This is a genomic window from Rubripirellula lacrimiformis (assembly GCF_007741535.1).
Lineage (GTDB): Bacteria > Planctomycetota > Planctomycetia > Pirellulales > Pirellulaceae > Rubripirellula > Rubripirellula lacrimiformis.
Window position 1 is genome coordinate 4,899,754 of record NZ_CP036525.1, and the last position, 19,803, is coordinate 4,919,556.

Below are 19,803 nucleotides of genomic sequence, written 5' to 3' on the forward strand. Positions count from 1 at the left end.
TAGCCTTCGCTGTCCAATCTAAATCCGGGTGGATCGAACGACGATGGTTCCGCGGGGAATCCACCGTAGCTCTCGATGCAGGTGTTATCGACCGGACAATCGGCATATCTTTACTCGGCCGCAGATTAATCCTCAGAAAATCTGCAATCGTCATCGTCAGCGGCTTCGAACGGTGCGTTTGAATTGCCGCAGCGACGATGGTTTGCCGAATCCAGCGGTCATCCCCGGCGAACATCGCGTGAGAGAGCGGATCGGCCGGCCCGGCCAGCCAGCCGGCCAGCCAGTCAGCCAGTCGGTCGTGGGCTAAATCACCAGAAGATCGGCAGCCCCGCCGACCGCGATTCGGCCCTTACCTCTCCCCCCCGGTGAGGCATCCGTTCCGGTCATCGCACGGACGAAGCGGGACGAACATCGTTCAAACCCGACACCGATGTCACTGCCGATTGCCAGTTTCACACCATCGGTAACCAGCAGCAGACGAAACAGCAGACAACCAAAATCCACCCAAAAACGGGTCCCGTCGATCGATTCGCGACCACTGTTCGCGACCACTGCTCGCGACCACTGTTCGGGATCACTGTTCGGGACCGACATCATTTGGCCAACGACTTGGTTTGGATGATGGCGTCGAGTTCCTGTTTCAGTCGCGGCAGGATTTCGTCGTATCCGAATGCGCCCAAAGCATCGGTACCGCGTTTCAAATTGACCTTGGCCGGTCCGCACCAAAGTCCCAGGTCGGCATCGTCAGTTTCGCCCGGCCCGTTGACTCGGCAACCCATCACGGCAATCGTGATTTCGTAGTCCTTGGCGTACTGAGTCATTTCCTTGACGCTCTGGGCCAAGTCGATGAAGGCTTCGTTTTCGACTCGCGAACAGCTTGGGCAACTGATGATATTCAGCGCCTTGTCGTCGAACTTGACGACGCTACGAACACGACCGGAATAGATATCATCGACGATCTCTCTGCCCGCGGCGATTTCTTCTGGCTTTCGATCATTGGGAAGGGTCAGCGAGACGCGGACGGTATCGCCGATCCCTCGACCGATCAGCTGTTCGAACGCAACTCGCGTCTTGATGATTCCATCGGGTGGCATGCCCGCCTCGGTGACGCCCAAATGCAGTGGCACATCGGGACGCAGTTGGGCAAACCGCTGGTTCACCTCGACCACCTTGGACGGATCACTGTCTTTGAGCGAAACGACATAGCGGGTGAAGCCCAGCGAATCGACGAACTCACAGTGCTCGATCGCGCTCTCGATCATCGGTGTGATCGAATCCTCGGGATCGTACTTTGCCTTTTTGGCCGGGTCGACACTGCCACAGTTGACGCCAATCCGAATCGCACAATCGTGATCAACGGCCTGCTGGATGATGAAACGCACCTTATCCTGCCACGGCTTTTCGCGTTGGTGGTGGTACAGGTGTCCCGGGTTGTATCGAATTTTGTCGACAAAGGGCGCGACCGCCTCGGCCAGTTTGAAATTTTCTTGCAGGTCAACGGCCAAGTTTGCTGTCGTTTGGCGGCGGATTTCGCCCAGCGCCTCGGCGTCCTTGTCACTGTCCACCGCAACACGAACCACGCCGGCCCCCGCCAACCGATAGGCTTCGGCCTGCTGAACCGTGGCGTCGATATTTTGCGTCTTGGTGGCCGTCATGCTTTGGACGGCAATCGGATTCCCGTCGCCAACGGTGATGTTCCCGATGCGGACGGCACGAGTCGAATTTCGCGTTATTTTCATGATCATCTTCGAGAGGAATCGGAGACAAAGCTTGCCATGTTTCGGCGTCAATCGCCAGCACCCAGCCAATCGGTGGGGGCGAAGCGTCAGGCCCCAACGGTGCCGCTAGCCAATCACACGTCGGCCGGCACCAGCGGATTGTGCCGGCAAACGCTCGGGGATCGCCCCCACGACAGCTGCACCGGCGTTCTGGCTTCCGAAATCGGCGGTTGCCGGCGCCGGCGTCTTTCTATTTACCGTTGCTGCAGGGCCGCAGCCAACTGGGCCACCGACGGAGCCACCTCGGCCAAGGCACGCTGCAGCGTTTCGGCCCGGCGGTCGCTTAGCCCATGCCGATTCAATTCGGCGATGTTCCGGTCTAGCACCTGCCAAGCTTCCAGCAGATGCTCCGCTTCGCGTTGCAGTGAATCCAGGTCGTCGCGGTGGCTGACCCGTTGGTGCAGTACCTTGGAATGCTGATACACCTCTTGGGCGGCGTCCATCGTGGACTGGCGATAGGTTGCCGGTTGCAAGTACCGCTCGTAGCGACGCATGTCCGCCAAGAAATACTCGCTTGCCCCCTCCACCGCCGCCGCAGCCTGCAACAGCGACGCAGGATCAAAAACGTCCCCTGGCAATGCCACCCCAAGCGCCCCACGCAGCACGCCCAATTCCAATTCGATCGCCGACAAAGTGGACGGGTTCAAACGGGGGATGTTGGCGAAGATCGATTTTAACGAAAACCAATCCTGGTCGATCGGCCCCAGCAGTTGTCCCAGCGAATCGCGGCGGTCACCACGCTGGGCCGCGGATTCCAATTCTTGTGCCGATCGAAACATTCGGCGGCTGCGCTCCATCACAATCGCCTGCTGCTTGGGCGGCAGGTTGACCATCGACCGGATCGTCAGTTGGTCCAAGACTTGGCCCAAACTCTGTTCCAACCGATGCGCCGACGCAGTCAAGGATTGAGTGTTCTGCGGTGGCGGCATCCACAGCAAAGCGTAGGTTTGATCACCGCATTCGCGGAATCGATCCAAGCGTCGCGACAGGTGCGGATCGCCGAGCTCGTAAACCGCTTGGCTGACCGGCGACCAACCGCGAACGAATTCGGTAAAACGAGTAACAACTTCCTCGTAGGGTGCGGTCTCGATCCGGTCGGCTTCTCTTAACATCTGACCTCGCATCAATCGCACGTCGTGGCTGATTCGCTCGGTTCGTGAGTTTGCGGCGTTTGAAAGCGGCAGGTCGTCCAAAATCGTTTGCAGATGAGTCGATCCGACGATCATCAAATCGTGCAATTGGTGTCGGTCGAATTGAGGCTGCAATCCCAGCTGCCCACACATCTCGGTCGCCAAACGATCGCTATCGCGAATCGCAGCGGTCGAACGACTGGTCAGTGCGTCGGTCGAACGCAGTGTGAACGATAGTTGCCGCCATCGTGCATCCAGTTCGGAATAGGCTGGGACGATCCGATCCAAGGTATCCAAACCGTCGCATCGCCCGATCAATGAACGAGTGTCGGCTGCGATTCGATAGGCATCCGGCATCACCCCACGCAGGACCGCGTTGCGAGCCGCGGCGGTTCGAAGGTCGGCAACCAATGCGTCCACGTTGCTGCTGAAACCCACCAACGTCTCGACAAACTTGGCGGCTTGGCGGCTGCGGACACTGATCGACGCGGACCCGCCGGGATCACGGGGGCGGGCGATGGTCCGCTGTTCGTTGGTGGGGCGACTGGGGTTCGGCCGGTTCCCATGGGGACCGGGCGTGCCGGGCGGGGGCGCATCGGGCAAAGCTGCGGGCGGTGCAGGTTTGCGCCCCGACGCCTGCTGGGCTTCGGCGATCGTCCGAAAAAGATCCTCGATCAGACTGCCACGCTGAGCCATTGCTGGACCGGTGGCGATGCAAACCAGCATCAACGGAAGGATTCGGCGCATGTGGATCGTTCGGGGTTGGCTAGAAAAGAAACTTAGGAATCCGCGTTACCGGTAGCGCAGAATCCCCACCATCGGCAGCGGGCTGCCGCGGCCAGCAGAAAAGAAAACAGCACCGTCGTCAGTGATGTTCGTCTATCAACGATAGCGTAAAACGATCACAGATTCCGTAGAACCCATTGAAACACTCGCTCGGTCGCTTCGACCTGCCTGTCTGCTCGACCTTTCGCGGTCAATTGTTGGCGGGATACGGAAACATCGAACGGACCGCTGGATTGCCGCCGCGCCGCAGCGATGAGGACAACCCCATCGAACCCTGCGGGCGCCGCGGGGCCAAAGTGTCCGGTGATCGAAACCGCCAAGTCGGCTTCGGGCGTCTTCGTTAGAACGCCCTGTGCCATCTGCTTCGCTACGACTTCGCACACGGCGGTTTGCTGGGCGATCGTATCGGCATCGACATCCAACCATCGCGTCTTCGTATCGTTGCGGTAGGTCACCGCCGACCCACAAAGCCACTGCGACACTCCCGGCACCTTCCCCAATTCGCATGCGACCATGCCACAGGTACAGCTTTCCGCAAACACGACTCGGCACTTCGATTGGGCCAACCGGTCGACCACTTGGGCGGCTAGATTCATCGCTGACTCTGTGACGGGGGAAATTCACGATCGTCGGGAACCGTATCGATCGAGGCAGTCTGATCGGATTCCAAATCAGCAATCTCGTCATCCGCAGCTTCGTTCATGATCCGCTGGGCTTCGGCCATCTGGTCACAGAATTCGATCACCTCTGCCTTCTGGTCGGACGAGATCGGCATGCTACGAAACAGGTCCGATTCCTTTTTGACCAGTTCGCCATCCTTGTTCAGTTTTAACTTCACGGCCACTGCCGACAAATAATCGCTGGACGAACAGGATGGGCACGACGCCAATTGCAGTTCGACAAAGTCGGTCGACGATTCCGAGAACTTCAGCCGACGGAACGCCGCGACATCGCCCGTTCCAACCATCTGCCAAGCCGGGTCCGTGGAACTGACCGGCAGCGCCGCCATTTCGTTGGTTTCCACGGTCCACTGTTCACAGTCTTCGCAAAACGGTGCGTTCCCGTAACTCTTTCTGGCCCAGAATGCCGTGACGAAAACGATTGCGGCCTCGATGATCCACCCGGCCACGGCTTCCCAACCATCATGCGGTTTGCCATTTTTGAACCACAATCCGTTCTCGAAAATGTACTGTCCCCATCCGTAGATCGAACGCGGATCGAACCCAACGATCGCAGCGTTGACCACATCGTCGCTGAACCCATCCGCCGACGAAATGTACCAGGCACAGTGGACGGCCCAGGCAACATAGAAACTGACCATCGTGGTCAAGATCACCATCCCCGCGACGAAAAAATGGCTGCGGAACTTGGTCCATCGGCAAGTCCACCCCACCAATGTTCCCAGCAAACCGCCGTAGGCTAAGGTCAGCAAACATCGCAGTTTCAGAAACGGCAGATAGACCACGGCGCCGGAGTACAGGATCCCGATCACTACGGCCGCGGGCACTAGAACCGCGAACGCGATCACCAGGCCACTGACGGGAACTCGCCCGCTGTGCCGATAGCGAGACACTGCGGTGCGGGAGTATTCGACCTCGTTCATGATGCTGATTCGCTCGCTGACTTCGCCATGATCGTTGCCAAGGATCGCTGGCAATGGTCGTTCCCAAGATAGGTTCCATCGGATCGATGGTACCGCCGGCGGTCATTCTAACGCCTAGGCCGGCCGACGCGGACGAACACGACCGCGAAAAAGAAGCACTGCCTGTCGCAGTGGCATCCGTGCCAGCGGCCAGCACAACGCAGATCCCCACCGTCACGCCAACCAATGGGCAAAGAGTTCGCGCGGTCACCCACCACATCGGTGCCGGGTGGTCCCGTGGCTACCAACCGTATCCAACGCCACGACCGATTCCAATGGAAACACCCACGCCGCGTGACGCCGGGTACCGGTAGGATGGCCGATAGTATCGGGACACCGGACGTCCGATCTGGACCGAAACCGTTGGCCGCGAATAAGCGGGCGCCGCGTAAACCGGGGCTCGGTAATACGAACGTACGGGAGCGACATAGCGGGGCGCGTAGACCGGAACGACCACAGCCCGACGCAATCCACGCCGATGGGCTTGGGCCTCGTCTGCCGTACTAAACATGGCGGTCGCAACAACAACGCCCGCAATCAGATACTTCAACATCGTCAAACTCCTAGTGAGAAAGGAACTTCGACAATTGTCGGGCGCCTGTCAAATATCAACAAGCGTACAGGGTCGCCGGGGGGATCGTTTCCAGGTCCGCGGCGGCAGGTCCCCGCGCCTAGCGACGGCTGGGTTTCGGCGTTGCCGTCGACGCGATCTGCTGGACCGTCGGCAGTGCCACGCCCCGCTTTGCCGCTTCGAAACGCAGTGCACGCTCGAAAAAAGGCATCGGGAACGACGAATTCCGCTTGATCGCGTACCGTTCGATCGCGACTACCAGTTCCGCGTCCAGTTCGCCTTTCTTGACCTTTCCGACCACCAGCGCGATGTAATCCCGCTGTTCCTGGCGGGTGGCCCGAAGCCGATTGACCAATTGGTCGCTCAGCCGAGTGAATCGGTCAGACGTGGAATAAGACGTCTGGGGCGACACAATCTGTGCTTCGGCAATCGACGACAACGTGATTGCAAGCAACAAGGTTGCGAACGAGACGATTCCGGTTTGCCAGCGTGTCATTTCTTTTCATCTCTGTGGTTCCGAGTTCGATTGCCGGGCATCCAGCACCCGTGACCATCGCGTGGAAGCCCCGCACGATCTTTGGCAGGATCCGAAACGGCTGCCCCGCCAAACGTCAAAGTTGGACGAACCAGTAGCCTTTTCCCAATCAGCACGACTTCTGCGGCATGGGTACCAAGACTTTGGCGTTCATTGCAAGCCGTCCGTTGAACTATGGCAATCTGGGCGGTTTACAGAATTGATGCGGCTGGCTTCTGGTTCTGTCTGGCCTGGTCGGGGCGATTGTGTGCACGGCAACGAATGGGAAGCCGAAACAAAACAACGTGAGCAAGGTTGTGCCAGGGTGCCGCCGAACTCACGAAGTGGTCCCGTCCGGCCCGGCCGCGTTCCCAATAAGGGGAACACACCAGGCGTCTTTGATGGGCAGGGCCGAAGACGGAACAAATCATCAACTGCCGCCCTGAGTGGCGAAAAATCGGAAGGAATCCGCAATGTATCGTTGGCTATGGATGGGGTCTCTTGCGGCCCTGCTTGTCGGATCGACCGGTTGCCTGCATCACAATGTTCGCGGCGGCAACTGCTCGACGGGTGCGTGCAGCACCGGAGCCTGTGGAAGTGCACAATCGTGCGGCGGCGGCCAATGTGGCGGCTGCAATGAGTGCGCCGACAGCGCCCCAGTGGGTGTACTGAGTCGGCTGAAACATCGCAGCAAAGCCAATGCTTGCAACGGCGACTGCGGTTGCGGCAAAAGCGGCGTGCTGGGACGCCTGGGCACCATGGCTGGTGTCGGAAACTGTGGTTGTGGCAGCCGCACTGGATGTCAAACCGGCCCATTGGGTTGGCAACAAGGCGGCCTGGACTACAGTTCGCACTTGAATCCAGGTCTGCTCGGCCACAACGCCGGCAACGCGATCAATGGTCAGCAGTTCGCTCCTGGACCGCCTACCGGACAAGTCGCGTACCCTTACTACAGCGTCCGAGGTCCTCGTGACTTCTTCGTCGACAATCCGCCGACAATTGGCCGTTAAGCAAACGGTAGGAACGCCCATTCCCAGGGAAAATTTTCGCTCTGGGAACAAGCAAAATAATCGACAACGGCCAGCCGATTCTTTCGGACTGGCCGTTGTCTATAGATCCAACCAAGTTCGGCGAACATCGGTCGACGCATCACCCGAGGCGTCCATCGGCGTCTGTTCGCTGAACCTTTGCGACCCGACAATGGGTCTAGCTTGTTAGACAACCAGATATCGCACCTGAAGTTTCCATTCGCCGTGAGGGCAAACCTGTGGCATCCGACTTTCGGCTCAAAGAACAGCTTCCCAAACTGACCGAACAAATCGTCGCGACCTACACGCCGGAGGATTCGATCAACCATCTCGGCCACTGCGCCCTGCCCAGCTATTCGGGCATCGTCGAGATACTGATGAACATCAAAGACATTCTGTACCCAGGCTACCGCCGCAAAGTCGGTCTGCACTCTGGCAACATCGAGTATCACGTCGGCAGTTTGATCGACACGTTGCATGACCAGTTGACGACGGAGATTGCGCGAGCCCTCCGACACGAAGACCGCGTCACGCAAAAGCATACCGATTGCGAAAGTGATATCGACTTCGAAGCCAAGGGCCAAGCGATGGCGATCGAGTTGCTGAAATGCATCCCCGGTCTTCGCCGCACGCTGGCCACCGATGTCCAAGCAGCCTATGACGGCGACCCCGCTTGCCTAACGACTGACGAAGTCGTGTTTTGCTACCCCGGTTTCGAAGCGGTCACGATCTATCGCATCGCTCATGAATTGGTCCGATTGGACGTGCCTTTCATCCCGCGCATGATGACCGAATGGGCGCACAAAGAAACCGGAATCGACATCCACCCCGGTGCAACCATCGGTGACTACTTCTTTATCGACCACGGCACCGGCGTGGTGATCGGCGAGACCTGCGAAATCGGGCAGCACGTCAAGCTGTACCAAGGTGTCACGCTGGGCGCTCTCAGTTTCAAAACGGACAGCGAAGGCGTCTTGATCCGAGGCCAAAAACGGCATCCCACGATCGAAGATCGCGTCGTTGTCTACGCCAACGCAACCATTTTGGGCGGTCGCACCATCGTGGGACACGACTCGGTCATCGGTTCCAGCGTGTGGATCACAAAGACCGTGTCGCCGAGCACCACCGTGCTGCTGGAAAAGCCGCAATTGAAGGTTCGCGGTGCATCGGCCGATCACGAAGTGCTGGAAGATCGATTGAACTTCCAGATCTAGCAATCGTCATACGCCGCGTAATAGATGCGGCGTAAGAGATGCGGTGGCCGAAAGTCCTGACGCCACTTGCCACGACCGTGCCCAAGCGCCGCCCGCCAAAAGTCAGCGCGACTTACGTCCGGTGCGGCGGCTTGTCTTTCATGCCGAACTTGGCAATCCGCGGTTAGACGGCCGATGCCTTGACCAACGTTTTGCTGGGGTCCCCGTTTGCGACGAAGGCGTTCTCGCGGGCCACCTGCACGTTCTCGACCACGAACGTCAGCCTATGATGGGGTTGGACTTCGCGGCGTAGGAAGTCCAGCATCTCATTGCAGGCGGTTTGAATCATGATGACTTCGATCCGAACTTGCGGGATCGCTTGGACCGGCGTCTGTTCCAGCAAATGCTTACCGACACCGCGGCACGGAGTTGTGGTGTAGCCAGTGGCGCCCAACTGAATGCATTGGTTGACCAACATCGATTCGTTTTCCGGAGCCGTCATGATGGTGATCCGTCTTAGCGTGCACAATCCTTTCCGGCGGGCTGCGTGTTCGTGGTTCGTCAGCGGTTGGTGTTCGTCCAGACCGATCACGCGAAACACGAGTCCCTGCTGCGAAAAATCATCGGACACTTCATGCAGTTTGTCCATCACGCTGTGGTCGACGAACTTCGTTTCGGACAGATCGAAGTCAACGTTCTTGCGTTCCACCAAACCCAATTGCTCGATCTGGCGTCGGATAGGAATCCAGTTGCTGAACACGGCCGATTTGTAAGCCACGATCCGGATGGTTTGACCATCGTCATCGGCGACTTCGATCTCGGGTTTGAACAACGACCGCAGCGGCACCCCGTTGGCCAAGTGGATCACAACCTTGGTAGCGATCCCAATCGCGATCCCGATCAACAAGTCGGTTGCCAGCACCGCAACCATCGTCACCGTAAAGATGGCCAATTGTTCGCGACCGATTCGCCAAACGTTCATGAATTCGCTGGGGTGGGCCAAGCGAAAACCTGTATAGATCAGCATCGCTGCCAACGCGGCCATCGGAATACGGTGCAAAACCATCGGAATCATCGCGACACAGCTAAGCAGGAACATGCCGTGCCAGAAATCGGCAAATCGGGTCCGTGCTCCGTTATCGATATTCGCCTTGCTCCGTACGATTTCCGAAATCATCGGCATTCCGCCGACCATGGCCGCGCAAAGGTTCCCGCAACCGACCGCAACGATATCGCGATCCATATTGGTTTTTCGGCGCCAAGGATCGATCAGGTCAATCGCTTTGGCACTGAGCAACGATTCCAAACTGCCGATGACGAAAAACATGAACACCCACGACCAAGCTTTGGGCTGCTGAAGCGCCGAAAAGTCGGGGGTGGTGATCTGGTCGAACATGCCAAAAACGCGATCGGGCATCGCGACGAGGTAGTTTTCGCCCAACTGATATTGGTGGTTCTGCAGCACATAGGAATGCTCATGCATCAAGTCAAAGAACATGCCCATCGGAACAGCGACCAGCAACACGATCATGGGAGATGGAAAGACCTTGGCTAGCTTGAATTTTTTACCGATCATGGGCCACAGGAACATGATCAAAATGCTGGTACCACCAATCGTCGCGATTGCCGGGTTGGCGGATGCCAGGTAGTGCGGAATTTCTCTTAACATCGTCACAGGGTCCCCCGATGCAGTCACACCGAGGGCAACAGGAATTTGCTTGGCAATGATGATCACGCCGATGGCGGCCAACATTCCGTGCACTGCCGAGATCGGAAAGAATTCGCCCAAAATCCCGGCCCGAAAGAACCCGAAGGCAACCTGCAACACAGCCGCCGCGACCCCCACGGCCAACGCCGCACGGTAGGCATCGACATCGTTGGCCGACCAACCGCCCGCCATCCCATCGCCGCCAAACGATTCGATACAGCCAATCGCGATCACGATCAAACCCGCCGCAGGCCCCTTGATCGTCAACTCTGAATTGCTAATCAGTGTGGCAACCACCGACCCCACGATCGCTGTGAAAATGCCAGCGATCGGTGGATAGCCGCTGGCGATCGAAATGCCCAAGCACAGTGGCAAGGCGATCAGAAAGACGAGCAGGCCGGAGATGAAGTCTTGTTTGAAGTACTTCTTAAATCCAGCCAGGTTGCCGCGAGGCACTTCCGAGGTTTGGGGGGTCGTGGTGGTCATTTGGCGATTGGTCCAGGTCCCCAACGGATGGGGTGAAGATGTAAGGTGGGACTTGATCAGGCGAACCAACAAAACGCTGCTGGCCCCTGCTCGAAAATGCGATCTACGGCCGCAGGGTGGGGCTAATCATCGTGATCACGACCGACAACATCATCGTCATCATCCGATTCGTCCGTGTCCGAATCATCCGAATCATGGTGGGCGTTGTCGTAGTTTTTGGTCGCGTGCGTGATCGGGTTCAAGGCACGTTTTTCGGTCAGTTCCTTCGCTGCGTGATACCGCGATGCCACGCCTGGTTGCGGCACCAAGCCACCGCCAAGAATCAGAACCGTCAGCATCAGAACAGCGATTCGTTCCGAGCGGCGAGCATGCATCGGGATCAATGTGGCGTGTGATCGACCGGTAAAGATCCGAAAGTACGCCATCAATACCGCGATGCCACATAGCGCCGCTGCGATGACAACCGTCATTCCAACCAATGGGTAGACCTCGACAGCGCCTTCGATCAAAAGTTCCATGCCGACGAAGCCGACCGTGAAAGGAAACCCAATTGCGGCCAAACCGGTCAGCAAAAAGAAGCCCGCCAACGTGGGCATGTGACGACTGAGTCCGTGGTAGTCGGCCAGCGATATCCGAGAGATGCGTGCTTCGATACTTCGCAGCGTGATCCCAAATCCCGTCAATGACAGCCCGACCGACAACCATACGCAAAGCGCCCCGGTCAATCCGATCGGTGTGACCAGTTCTAAGCCGACCAACACCAACGAAGCTTGACTTAGGAACAGATAACAAAACATGCGGCGAGCTTCGCGTTGCACTAGCGACATCCCGCCGGCGTACACCGCCGTGACCAACGACAGAACGGCGATACTCTGCAGCGCCCAATCCGGTGCGATCGGCAACACAAACCGCATCACCGCGTAGGCCCCGGTCAAAGGGGTCACAAACAAGATGGCGGTTCCAAACGTCGCCTTTTCAAACAGGTCGGTCATCCACAGGTGCAGCGGCGCGATCCCACTGCGAAGCAGTGCCGCAGCAGTCAACAACGCGCCGGGAATCAACACCGACTGCGATACCTCGCCCGTCCACTGCAGTGCGGCATAACCGACCACCAACAGGACCACAAACACGGACATGTGCAGTACGAAGATTCGCGTGCAACGACCGCGTCGTTTCAGTTCTAGGTACACCGGCAGTGTCGCCAAACACATCAATGCGACCAGTGTCCACGAAGCGCGGCAACTGAACGTCGCCAACAAAATCGCTTCGGATACAAGCGTTGACGTCAACGAGAACCTTGGCGCCTTCGTACGCAGGGTCGACAAGACCGTCACAAAGTGGATCAACGCGCCCAACGGCAACAGGAACGCACTGAGTTCATCGACCACAAAGACTTCTTGATGGAACAGCCAATCGATGACCGCCCAATGGTCATGCGCGGCAAACGTTCCCAGCATGATGAAGTCAATCAGTTCGCCCACCGTCAGCGCGAGCGTCAAACCGCTGATCGCGACGGCTTGCCGGAACGAATGATCCGGATTGGCAAAAAACCGAATCCAGATAGCGCCGACCAAGGGAACCAAAATGGATGCTTCCATCCACGGAAAATGCAATTCACCCATCAGGCAGCCCTCTCGGAATCTTCGGGATGCAATTCGATCGCGTCCGATTCACGCGAAGGTTCGCGAGAAATCTTGTCGGTCGTCCAACGTTCCCAGACATCAAATTGCTGGAACAGCACCATGAACGGAGCCACGATCCATCGGTCCAGCGCGATGTCCATGAACCCACGGTCAAATCCATACCGGTAACACCAGCGTTGGACCCCGACGGGCACCCAAGTTCCAAAACGAGACTGCGAGGCGGGCAACCGACTGCCTAACGCGTTTTCCATCGTTTGATAGTCACGAAGCAGCGTGGGTGCCCTTAGTAGTTGCATCGTTCGCATGCAGGCGTGGCCGATGATGTGAATCAAGGCCAAGTATTTCAGTCCAAAACCGATCTCAACCACAATGATTCCTACCTGAGTAAGCGAAGCGTAGGCCAGCGAGACCTTGACGTCATGTTGGACACGCGACATCAACGCGCCGCTAAGCGCCGACACCACCCCCAAGCCGATGACGAGACACTGCAGCACCAGCGACACCTCCAACAAAGGGCTGACTCGCAATAACAAGTACACGCCAAGGTGGACCGACAACGCGCCATAGAAGATCGCACTCGACGGTGTCGGACCTTCCATCGCCCGCGGCAGCCATCCCGAAAATGGAAACAAGGCTGACTTGCCCGCGGCAGCAATCAACAGCAACGTTCCGACAAACAGGGCTTGCTGCGGCGTGACCGCTGCAGTCCCCTCGGGCCAGATACCGCTGCTCATCAAGCCCCCAAAATCGCCTTCGCCGGTCATGTGGTGAATCGAAATTGCCGCAATCAAAAACGCAGCATCCGAAAGGCGATAGATCGACCAAACCCTTTGACCACTACGGACCGGATTTTCGTGCTGATCAAAGTAGGCAACCAACAACGCCGACGACAAACCCACCATTTCCCAACCGACGAACAAGGTTTCGATCGTGCCGGCCAAGGATGACGTGACCATGCCGGTAAAGAAAACGGCGTAGTACAGAAAGAACCGACTGTACCCTTCTTCGCGGTGCAAATAGCGCCGAGTGAACGAACCTACGACACCGCACAACACGCACGAAAGGATGACGAAGGGAATGCTGAGTCGGTCAAAAACAAACTTCAGGTGAAAGTGAAACTCTTGCTCGGGGATGGTCACCCAGTCGCCCCATTCGATAGGAACATAACGGGTCCCCAGCGCTAGCATCATCACCAAGATCGCAACGGCGGGAGTCAGCGAGAACAACACCGCAGCCTGTGTCAGCCGCGCCACCGATGATTCGCTGAGCGGGCGTCCGACCAGCGAAGTGAGTCCTAAGACGGCAATCAGAATCGCCGGGCTGACGACAACAGCCGTGCCTAAAACTTGGAATGTCCATTCAACAGCGGTCATTGGACACCTCCCAAGCGATCCAAGCCGACCGAGGCGAATCCCAAATGGTCGCGTCTTCCACGGTACCAATCCGTCGACGTCGCAGCGGAGGGTAAATCATGAGTCGTTGGTGCATAGGGCTGAAAGCGTCCCTGGTGATAGCGTTTGATTTGACAAGTCTCGGCATCGAAAACGCTCAATTGAACCCAACCGTTGCGGACCAATCGGTTGATGGTCTCGCTGCGGTTCATGATCGCTTGCATCTTTTCGGGTGTCGTTTCGATGACGAACAGAATTCGCATCGGTTCGTGAATTTCGATCATCTGTTGCGATAGCCCCGGGCGCAGATCGCTGGACGCCCCCGTCATCACGCCCAACATCGATGCGATGTTGTGCGGCAACTTCGAACCGCAACCGTAGCCTTCGACGTCGACGGTCGAAAAGTAATATTCCAGATTGATGCCGGCACAGACGGGAATCGCTGCGGCCAGGATCCGCGCCAAAATCGACGCGTCGTCATCATCGATGGTGGGATCGTAAGACGTGACAAAGCAACGTCGATCCAGATACATTCCCCGACTCCATTCACGGCGACCAACAAACGCCAACGCGTTGGTCGCGTGGTTGTATTCCGGTCGCGCTTGGGACAAGTCTTCGGCGCGTTGTTCGACATGCTCCAACGCAGCACTGAAACTCATATCGATCGGCGCGGATTCGAAGCGTCGAGAACGTTCATGTGCGTTCCTGGCACGCGCCTCGTCGACACTGGCTTCGATCCGCCGAAACAGCGTTCGGTGAGTCCGTGGCAGCGAATCCAGATCGTAGTACTCCACCCGGTCGTTGCAAGTATTGTGATAGGCACCGACAAACCGAACATCATCGGGAAGTTCAATGCCCTGCTGGGCCACCAGTGCACGGACTCGCGAATCGTTCGCCATCATCGCAAAGGCCCGCGCGTTGGGGCCACCACGACCGCCGCTGCATGCACCGCAGTTGTAAGCCGATTCGTGCGGATTGTTCAGACTGCTGGATCCATGGCCAAAGAAGACAGTGATGGGCGGCAGATCCTTGACCGAACCGATGTCCTGCAAAATACGAACGACGATCGAAGCCATCTCCGACAGGCTATAGCCCAGTGCATCGAATGCTTGCCCCGGTTGATCGACGATGCGTTCCAGGTGCAACTCGGTCGCGGGCGGACGCGTCAAGGTTCCGATCGCTTCGCGAATTTGTGACGTCAACCGCGGTGCCAAAATTCGGGCGACCATCGGGAACGTTGCCAACGCACCAAAGACGCCGGTGATCCAACCGCCCAGCATCGTGCGGGACCCCGAGTGGACTTGGTGGGTGACGGTGCCGATCCGATGTCGTCGTTTCGCGCGTTTGGCGTTGTCTTCGACGGACGAAAACAACGGCTCTTCGACCACATAGTGATCCGGCTTAATCAGGTTCGGGCATAGAGGCCGAAAATGGGCATGGTCGGCACCCTGGTAGTACATCGCAACCGCATAGAAGCCCGCCGCGGAAGCCGTTTGGCATTCGGGATCGACTTCCTCTAAGTGACGACGCATGGATTCTTCGCGATCATCGATACAGAAGATCGCTTGATAGGCGGGGATGCGTTTCGGCGCGGCCGACTGTTTCCGGTCATTGATCCGCTTTGCATGAATCGCGACGGCGTCGAGTGCTTGGTGCCGATACTGCTGTTCGTACGCCAGATGAAAAATTCGGCGGCGTTCCAAAGATGTGAAGGATTCGATCTCGCTGATCAATCGCTGCCACTGCGGTTTGGACATCGAAACCAATTGGTCAGGCGTCCATCCGCCGGTCTGCGCCAACTGAAAAACCGTGAACGCACGCTGTTGAACCGAAGGCATTCTGGCTTTCGACGAAGCTCGGGTTGCCAACGAACGAATTTCACGCAGATCGTCGGTACCGAACAGTCGGCGTCCCGCGTCCACCAACGCGTGCTGTTCCAGCAGCAACTGAATCGCTAGGTACTGGGCCAGAGAACCCGCCGGGGCTGGATGAGGAAAGAACGGCGCCGAGGTTTCCATCTGCCAAATCATGCCGGCCCAACCTCGCAACGCGAGCAACGATTGGCCGATGTATTCGTCTTGTTCGGATTCGTCGATTCCAAGCGTTTCCAGCGAGTTTCCGATCGACTCGTAAGCGTCGAAGTCGCCCGCTAGGATCTCGTCCAACTGTGCCTGCATCGGCCGCATCCACGATGGCAGCAACGACATTCCCTGGGCGTACAACGTTGCGAACGAATGCGCGAACCCGGCTTCGCGATCCGGCAGCGATAGTCCCGCGAACCCCTGATCCAAGAACACTCCGCAAAACCGAATCAAGATCTCCTGAACCGGATTGTCGGTGTCCGTTCCCGTTGCCTCTAACAACATGTCCCGCAGCCGCAGCGGATGCGGGGTGATGGGAGCCGCTAGCCCGGCCTTTTCGACCCCGCGTTTGCAGACTTCCCACATCAACGTCAACACAAACGATTCCCACTTCTTGGTGGACCAGGAATCGATCTTTTGGTCGCGGAATTTGGTCAGCAAGCTATTTAGCAAGGTTTGGTCAGCCGGCCCCAATGCCGCACCGACCACATCGCCACTGGTTCGCGTCTGCCCGTCGCCGCTGTTGCGGTGTCGCAACACCCAATTGCGGGTGTGAGCCATCATCTGTTCACGCTCGACGTTGGACACCGAATCATTGAACGTACGTAGCAGTTCCGATTCGGCCAATAGCCATTCCAGTTCCGCGTCCGGCGCCGCGTGAGGCGGCATCTGCAACATCGCCAACCGCAGCGTATATCGAGTACCGAAACTAGCGATCAGCGCGTCGGCACCGTCCGCCAGATCTTCCAGCAATACATCTTGCAGATCCTGCAGTCGAATTCGCCCCGAATGCAACGCTTCCCGGAACCGCTCCTCGATCAAATATGGCTGGCAGTCGTACATCGAACCACCCACCACGACCGCTTCTTCGAAAGGCAGATCCTCGAACGAATGCAGTGTGTTGTGGTGAACGAATACCGAGATGGGCCCCTGCGCAGGCAAGTAGTGCGTTGCGTGCTCTAGGGCAGTTTCCAAACGCGAGCGCCACTCGCACGGTGCAACTGTAGGGGAGGTGTCGTTGGCGGGTTCATCCGACGCGGTCACGGAAGCGGGGCCGTCGGGCATGCTGCAAAAATCCTAGCGAGGAGTGGCGTCGCGGACAGGCAATGCCATCCACACAACTTTGCACATTCGCATATCTCGTGCCGCGTTGCCTGATGATGCTGGGCGTCGTCGCGAATTCCCCGTCATTTACGGCCCGAAAAACTTTCTTTTGCTAAAGAGTCATCGATTCCGCACGATCAACATGCAAGTGCCTGCACGGGGGCGTGCAACATATTGCACAGCCAGCATCAAGAGGTTGATGCGAAGAGAGATTGGGACGGGATTGTGACGCGAGGATCGAGACGACAAAAGGTTGTGGCGTTAACGAATCGTGACGCAAAAAGGCTGTGGCGCAAACGAATCGTAGCGAGACTCGCCAAGAGTTTCGGCCTAGACGTCGCACACCGAAAGTCTTGGCGACTTGCGCTACCGGGGTGGGCCTAAACGTCGTACACCGAAAGTCTTGGCGACTTGCGCTACGGGGTGGGGGTGGGGGTACGCGGTACGCGGTTGCGGCCGACTCGATCTTTTAGTCGCCTGCCGTTTGGCTTGGCGACTTGCTTTGCACACCTTGTTGGTGCTGGGGCTCTACAGGCCTAGGTCACCGAACAGGGGAGTGCTTAGGTAACGTTCGCCGAGGCTGCACATGATCGTGACGATTCGCTTGCCCTTCATTTCAGGACGGGCGGCGACTTGAGCGGCAGCCCACATATTGGCTCCGCTGCTGATGCCGGCCACGATGCCTTCCATCTTGGCCAGCTTTCGGCCCCATTCGAATGCATCTTCGTCTTCGACCAAGACCACGTCATCGATGATGGAAGTATCCAAGTTCTTGGGAACGAACCCGGCACCGATGCCTTGGATGCGGTGTTTGCCTGGACTTCCGCCGCTGATCACGGACGAATGAGTCGGTTCGACCGCGAACGCTTTGAAGTTCGGGTTTTGCTTTTTCAGATACCGTGCGATCCCGGTCAACGTACCGCCGGTGCCCACGCCGGCGACGACCGCATCGATGTCATGCCCGCTGTCTTCCCAAATTTCGGGACCAGTGGTGGCCTCGTGAACCGCGGGGTTGGCGGGGTTTTCGAACTGCTGAGGCATGAACGCGTTTTCGGTGGTTGCCACCAACTCGGATGCGCGGCTGATCGCCCCGTTCATTCCGTCACCGGCAGGTGTCAGCACCAAGTTGGCGCCCATCGCCCGCAGCAAAGCCCGTCGTTCGACCGACATCGATTCGGGCATTGTCAGCGTCAACTTGTATCCTTTGGCGGCGCAAACGAACGCCAACGCGATGCCAGTATTGCCGCTGGTTGGTTCGACGATGTGCGTCCCTTGGACGATCTTCCCGTCTCGTTCACCGGCTTCGATCATGGCCGCACCAATTCGATCTTTGACGCTGTTCAGCGGCTGAAAGAACTCGCACTTTGCAAAAATCGTCGCTCCGCCTTCGGGAGCCAGTCGGTTGATTTGGATCATCGGGGTATCGCCGACGGCCAAAGTCACATCGGCGTACGTTCGTCCTCTTGGCATCATTTCTCTCCGAAAAAACGCGTTATGTTGAACAGGTGCCCGCGGATCCGACCGCGGCATCGAACGTCCCAAAATCGAACCAGGACGCAGATCAATTCAGCCACTTGGGTGGCATCTCGGAATGCGATGTCGCAAAACCGAGACAAAATCCCCCAAGGGCAAATGTACATTTCGGGCTAGCGAAAGCTTCGCCAGCGCTGTCTCCATCGGGGCATCCGACTATTGGACGGTCCAGGTGTCACCCGAGGCGAACAGAGCTTCCAAATCGCCTTCGCCCTTTGTGCTGCGAGCCAGATCGACTTGAGCGTTGATTTGGTCGTCGTAGGTTTCGACGTTCTCTACCGCTCGAAACACACCGATCGGTTCGGGCATTTCGGGATAGCTCATGCGAGCCAGCATCATGTGAATCGATGGGTTGGGCGACTTTTCGTCGTGAATCAACAAATCGTCAGCTGGCACATCCGCGGTGTTGACGATTTCCAAGTGGTTGCCAACCAAACGAATTCCCTTGGTGCCCTTGGCAAAGATCAATGGCTTGCCGTGTTCAAGTTCGACGACGTTGTCATCGCGTTGTTTCTTCTCTTGGGCGTAGGCCATCGCACCGTCGTTGAACACGTTGCAGTTCTGATAGACCTCGACCAGCGAAGTTCCCTTGTGGGCGGCGGCGCGAGCCAGGGTCTGTCCCAGGTGTTTGACGTGGGCGTCGATGCTGCGGGCGACGAAGGTGGCTTCCGCGGCAAGCGCTAGCGACAGCGGGCTTAGCGGGTGATCGATCGATCCCATCGGTGTGCTTTTGGTGATCTGACCTTCGCGTGACGTTGGGCTGTATTGGCCCTTGGTCAAACCGTAGATCCGGTTATTGAACAGCACAACGTTCACATCGATGTTGCGTCGCAGCATGTGGATGAAGTGGTTTCCACCGATCGAAAGAGCGTCGCCGTCGCCGGTGATCACCCACACCATCAGGTCGGGGCGAGTCGACTTCAGTCCGGTCGCAAACGCGGGTGCACGACCGTGAATCGAGTGCATGCCGTACGTGTTCATGTAGTACGGGAATCGGCTACTGCAACCGATACCGCTGATGAAGACGATCTTTTCACGTGGCACGCCCAATTCGGGCAACACCTTTTTCATTTGCGCCAGGATCGAATAGTCCCCACAACCGGGGCACCAACGAACGTCTTGATCCGAAGCAAAATCGGCAGCTTTAAGAACAGGCAAAGAGGACATGGGAAAGGTTCTAATGGTTGGATGGAGTGTTGGATGGGGCGGGGACGA

General features: G+C 57.7%; 15 protein-coding genes. 2 read left to right on the top strand and 13 right to left on the bottom strand.

The features are described from left to right. Positions 1 to 303: 303 nt before the first annotated feature. From K227x_RS17325 to K227x_RS17355, 7 genes are all read right to left on the bottom strand, one after another. Positions 304 to 597, bottom strand: a complete 294-nt coding sequence (locus tag K227x_RS17325) for a hypothetical protein (protein WP_145171428.1) — start codon at positions 595 to 597, stop codon at positions 304 to 306. Next, positions 594 to 1,739, bottom strand: coding sequence for a (E)-4-hydroxy-3-methylbut-2-enyl-diphosphate synthase (gene ispG / locus K227x_RS17330; RefSeq protein WP_145171430.1), 1,146 nt, complete (start codon positions 1,737 to 1,739; stop codon positions 594 to 596). Before ispG ends, K227x_RS17325 begins: the two co-directional genes overlap by 4 nt. Before the next feature lie 233 nt (positions 1,740 to 1,972). After that, positions 1,973 to 3,655: a hypothetical protein gene (locus tag K227x_RS17335; RefSeq protein ID WP_145171432.1), complete on the bottom strand. Its 1,683-nt coding sequence runs from the start codon at positions 3,653 to 3,655 to the stop codon at positions 1,973 to 1,975. Between the two features lie 155 nt (positions 3,656 to 3,810). After that, the gene (locus K227x_RS17340; protein WP_145171434.1) at positions 3,811 to 4,290 is read right to left on the bottom strand and encodes a CinA family protein; all 480 of its coding nucleotides are present in this window, start codon (positions 4,288 to 4,290) and stop codon (positions 3,811 to 3,813) included. After that, entirely contained in the window at positions 4,287 to 5,351 is a 1,065-nt protein-coding gene (locus K227x_RS17345) for a hypothetical protein (RefSeq protein WP_145171436.1), read from the bottom strand. The genes K227x_RS17340 and K227x_RS17345 overlap by 4 nt, the downstream gene beginning before the upstream one ends. 226 nt (positions 5,352 to 5,577) lie before the next feature. After that, positions 5,578 to 5,889, bottom strand: coding sequence for a hypothetical protein (locus K227x_RS17350; RefSeq protein WP_145171438.1), 312 nt, complete (start codon positions 5,887 to 5,889; stop codon positions 5,578 to 5,580). Between the two features lie 118 nt (positions 5,890 to 6,007). Next, complete coding sequence (locus K227x_RS17355) at positions 6,008 to 6,403, bottom strand: hypothetical protein (RefSeq protein ID WP_145171440.1); 396 nt, start codon at positions 6,401 to 6,403, stop codon at positions 6,008 to 6,010. 491 nt (positions 6,404 to 6,894) lie between these two features. On the opposite strand from K227x_RS17355, the gene K227x_RS17360 reads away from it, so the two are divergent. Further along, entirely contained in the window at positions 6,895 to 7,431 is a 537-nt protein-coding gene (locus K227x_RS17360) for a hypothetical protein (RefSeq protein ID WP_145171442.1), read from the top strand. Between the two features lie 257 nt (positions 7,432 to 7,688). Beyond that, the gene (locus K227x_RS17365) at positions 7,689 to 8,663 is read left to right on the top strand and encodes a serine O-acetyltransferase (protein ID WP_145171444.1); all 975 of its coding nucleotides are present in this window, start codon (positions 7,689 to 7,691) and stop codon (positions 8,661 to 8,663) included. A 163-nt stretch (positions 8,664 to 8,826) separates the two neighbouring features. On the opposite strand, the gene K227x_RS17370 is transcribed toward K227x_RS17365, so the two are convergent. From K227x_RS17370 to K227x_RS17395, 6 genes are all read right to left on the bottom strand, one after another. Then, on the bottom strand, positions 8,827 to 10,836 hold the full coding sequence (locus tag K227x_RS17370; RefSeq protein WP_145171446.1) for a SulP family inorganic anion transporter: 2,010 nt from the start codon (positions 10,834 to 10,836) through the stop codon (positions 8,827 to 8,829). Positions 10,837 to 10,958: 122 nt separating this feature from the next. Further along, positions 10,959 to 12,458, bottom strand: coding sequence for a proton-conducting transporter transmembrane domain-containing protein (locus tag K227x_RS17375; RefSeq protein WP_145171448.1), 1,500 nt, complete (start codon positions 12,456 to 12,458; stop codon positions 10,959 to 10,961). Continuing rightward, a complete protein-coding gene (locus tag K227x_RS17380; RefSeq protein WP_145171450.1) occupies positions 12,458 to 13,852 on the bottom strand; it encodes a proton-conducting transporter transmembrane domain-containing protein in 1,395 nt (464 codons plus the stop codon). The genes K227x_RS17375 and K227x_RS17380 overlap by 1 nt, the downstream gene beginning before the upstream one ends. Further along, entirely contained in the window at positions 13,849 to 17,016 is a 3,168-nt protein-coding gene (locus tag K227x_RS17385; protein WP_145171452.1) for a DUF2309 domain-containing protein, read from the bottom strand. The genes K227x_RS17380 and K227x_RS17385 overlap by 4 nt, the downstream gene beginning before the upstream one ends. Positions 17,017 to 17,583: 567 nt before the next feature. Further along, positions 17,584 to 18,528 carry a cysteine synthase A gene (gene cysK, locus K227x_RS17390; RefSeq protein ID WP_391540380.1) on the bottom strand — a complete coding sequence of 315 codons (945 nt, stop codon included), beginning with the start codon at positions 18,526 to 18,528 and terminating at the stop codon, positions 17,584 to 17,586. Between the two features lie 216 nt (positions 18,529 to 18,744). Then, a complete protein-coding gene (locus tag K227x_RS17395; RefSeq protein WP_145171454.1) occupies positions 18,745 to 19,755 on the bottom strand; it encodes a 2-oxoacid:ferredoxin oxidoreductase subunit beta in 1,011 nt (336 codons plus the stop codon). Between the last annotated feature and the right edge of the window lie 48 nt (positions 19,756 to 19,803).